The sequence below is a fragment of the Zoogloea sp. genome (assembly GCF_041911615.1).
In the GTDB taxonomy this organism is placed as follows: Bacteria; Pseudomonadota; Gammaproteobacteria; order Burkholderiales; family Rhodocyclaceae; genus Zoogloea.
In genome coordinates, this window is the sequence record NZ_JAYROR010000026.1 from 1 (window position 1) to 3,012 (window position 3,012).

The following is a 3,012-nucleotide window of genomic DNA, read 5'->3' on the forward strand; positions in this document are numbered from 1 at the left end:
CCATTGCGACGGGTGCTCGCTGCGCTGCTCGAACACCATCCGCACTGAACGCTCGCGCACTTCCGGGGCGTATTTCGTTGTCTTCTTCATGGCTCCATCTTCTCAAGAGTGGGAGCCTCCGCGAAACCCGGGGCGATTCATTGTCCTTCGGGAGACCGTCCGTAATGTAGATGTGGTCGTGGCAGGTGCGGAACGAAAACAAGAGGTTGTCGTCTGTCGATCGCATGAGACGGTCCCGAGTTGGACGGTCTGTGTCATCGATATTGCCGTCGTGAGCGGGGATGTCGTTCGGCTCTTCCCAAAGAACACGACCTGCAGCTTCTACGCGCCGAAACACCGATTTGTGACGACCGTTCGTCCACATCCCCCATTGAGCGTTGGGACAGGAGGATAGGTAGGACTTGAGCTGGTCTTCACCGTCCCTTTTGTCCGAGGGTTTTACTTTCTCGTGCTTACACTCAATGATGATATCGATGTGCTCCTGCTTGTGTGGAGCACCATCGGGAAAGATGGCGATATCAACGCGCTTAGTGGAGGACGCAACCTTGATGGGAAATTCAATGGCGATGCGCTCGGGCTTGTAACCCAATTCCTTGACCAAACGTCGCTCGATATTCTGTCGAACGTATTCCTCGGGAGTGTCATTCCGAATCGTGCCATCGATGAAGTCACAAATCTTACCGTCGGGCAGCGTCGTGATGAGGGGGGGGGTGCTCTTTTCGGCCATGTTTTTTTACGCAAACAGAATGCAAAAACCGAAGGCAAACGCCCCCGGCCGGATTCGAATAATCTTACCCGAACGTGTCAAGGTGTGCGCGGAAACATGTGGGGGACAGCCAACCCCTCGGCCGAAGGGAGTGCTAACCAGAGATGGACCAGACGAAAGTCTAGAAAACAAAAAAGCCAACCGACTGGTTGGCTTAGTAGCTTGTTTCTCAACATCTTTCGATGGTGGGTCGGGCGAGATTCGAACTCGCGACCAACGGATTAAAAGTCCGCTGCTCTACCGACTGAGCTACCGACCCCCCGGAAGAGACGCGCATTATAGCCCGTCCAAAGAATCCGTCAACTGTTTCGTAGCAGAATTTTTATCGATGCGGCGGCACCGACGAAAATCGCGGCAACGGTGAGCAGGGATCCGAGGGACAGGGTCGAGAGGCCGCTGAGACCCTGGCCGACCGTGCAGCCGAGGGCGGTGACGCCGCCGAAGCCCATCAGCACAGCGCCGGTGATGTGGCGGACGAGATCCGGCGTGTCGCGGAAACCTTCGAGGCGGAAGCTGCGGCTGGCGACGGCGGCGAGCAGGGCGCCGGCAACCACGCCGGCGGTGCTGGCGATGCCGAGGGTGACGAGGCGACTCTTGTCGGTCCACAGCATCAGCAACTCCAGGCTGTAGGCGTAGGGCGCGACGAAGCTCAGGGATTCCATCCGACCGCTGTTGGTGGCGAGGAAGGCCGGTGCCAGGGTGTCGGGGTCTTCGGCGAGCCAGGCGAGGTGGCCGCTGAGGTACCAGCCCGCCACCACGCAGCCGCCGATGGCGAGGCTGCCCAGCAGGGGGGCGGGCTGCCACAGGTCGCGACGGGAGAGGGCAAACAGCGCGAGGCTGCCGGCGCTCACCAGCGCGCAGGCGAGCCATGCGCTGCGGACGTCGAGCTGGAAGTGTGCGGCGACGAGGGTCGGGATGTCCTGGGGTGTGGCCAGCGTGATCGCGACGGGATCGAGCCAGGCGACGCGCACGGCGCCGAACAGGCCGCGCAAGGTCATGTAGGCGGACAGGCCGAGGAAGACGAAGACGACGAGGGATTTGAGGTTGCCACCGCCGAGGCGCACCAGCGTCCGGGCGCCGCAGCCCGAGGCGAGCGTCATGCCGACGCCGAAACACAGGCCGCCGACGAGGTGGGACAGCCAGGGCAGGCGGGTGCCGGTGTAGATCGAGTCATGGACGTCGATCAGGCCGGCGAGCTGAAGTCCCGCGGTGCCGGCGATGGCGACGGCGGCGGCGAGGGCCCACATGCGCAGGCGGGTGCGCTCGCCCATGATGAGGACGTCGGCGATGGCGCCCATGGTGCAGAAGTTGCTGCGCTGGGCGGCGATGCCGAACACGAGGCCGATGGCGAAGGCGGCCCAGGCGATGAGGTGTGGCGCGAGGGGGAGCGCGGACATCGGCGGCGTGCTCAGGCGTAGCGGGTCGGGTCGGGCAGGCCGGCGGCATCGAAGCCGGCGCGGCGCAGGCGGCAGGCGTCGCACAGGCCGCAGGCGCGGCCGTCGTCGTCGGCCTGGTAGCACGATACGGTGAGGCCGTAGTCGACGCCGAGCGCGGTGCCGCGGCGGATGATGTCGGCCTTCGAGAGGTCGATCAGTGGCGCGTGGATGTGCAGACGGCGGCCTTCGATGCCGGCCTTGGTGGCGAGGTTGGCCATGCGTTCGAAGGCGTCGATGAAGGCCGGGCGGCAGTCGGGGTAGCCGGAGTAATCCACCGCATTGACGCCGACGTAGATGTGGTCGGCCCCGAGCACCTCGGCCCAGGCCATGGCGATCGACAGCATGATGGTGTTGCGGGCCGGCACGTAGGTGATCGGAATGCCGCCGTCGGCGCCGTCGGTGGGCACGGCGAGGGCCGGGTCGGTGAGGGCGGAGCCGCCGAACTGGCCGAGGTCCACATGGGCGACCCGATGGGCGGCGGCGCCGAGGGCCTGGGCGACGCGGCGGGCCGCGGTGAGCTCGGCGGCGTGGCGCTGGCCGTATTCGACCGACAAGGCGTAGCTTTCGTAGCCTTCGGCGCGGGCGATGGCGAGGCAGGTGGCGGAGTCGAGTCCGCCCGAGAGCAGGACGAGGGCGCGCGGCGTGTTCATGGGTGTTCCTGAAGGTTGGCGACGGGAAGGGCGGTGCCTGAAGAAACCGCGGCCGGCGGCGTGACGGCCCGGCGCGGGGGGGCTCGGCCGAGACTTTACGCTGTCCGCCGGCCGTGCGGCTGGCCTGCCGCACGGCCGGTCGGGGTGGCCGCCTAGCGGC

The 3,012-nt window shown here is 65.6% G+C and carries 2 protein-coding genes, 1 tRNA gene and 1 pseudogene; all 4 read right to left on the reverse strand.

Annotation, left to right across the window (positions count from 1 at the left end):
- Positions 1–367 precede the first annotated feature (367 nt).
- Positions 368–727, reverse strand: a pseudogene (locus tag ACE3P2_RS03145) (type I restriction enzyme HsdR N-terminal domain-containing protein); the annotation flags it as partial.
- Positions 728–949: 222 nt separating this feature from the next.
- Positions 950–1,025 (reverse strand) — tRNA-Lys (locus ACE3P2_RS03150).
- Between the two features lie 40 nt (positions 1,026–1,065).
- Complete coding sequence (locus tag ACE3P2_RS03155; RefSeq protein ID WP_374260914.1) at positions 1,066–2,163, reverse strand: YeeE/YedE family protein; 1,098 nt, start codon at positions 2,161–2,163, stop codon at positions 1,066–1,068.
- Between the two features lie 11 nt (positions 2,164–2,174).
- Positions 2,175–2,852, reverse strand: coding sequence for a 7-cyano-7-deazaguanine synthase QueC (gene queC, locus ACE3P2_RS03160; RefSeq protein ID WP_374260917.1), 678 nt, complete (start codon positions 2,850–2,852; stop codon positions 2,175–2,177).
- Positions 2,853–3,012: the final 160 nt, after the last annotated feature.

Coding starts and splice junctions, on each gene's coding strand:
- ACE3P2_RS03155 (WP_374260914.1), bottom strand. CDS start 2,163: ATGTCCGCGCTCCCCCTCGCGCCACACCTCATCGCCTGGGCCGCCTTC.
- queC (WP_374260917.1), bottom strand. CDS start 2,852: ATGAACACGCCGCGCGCCCTCGTCCTGCTCTCGGGCGGACTCGACTCC.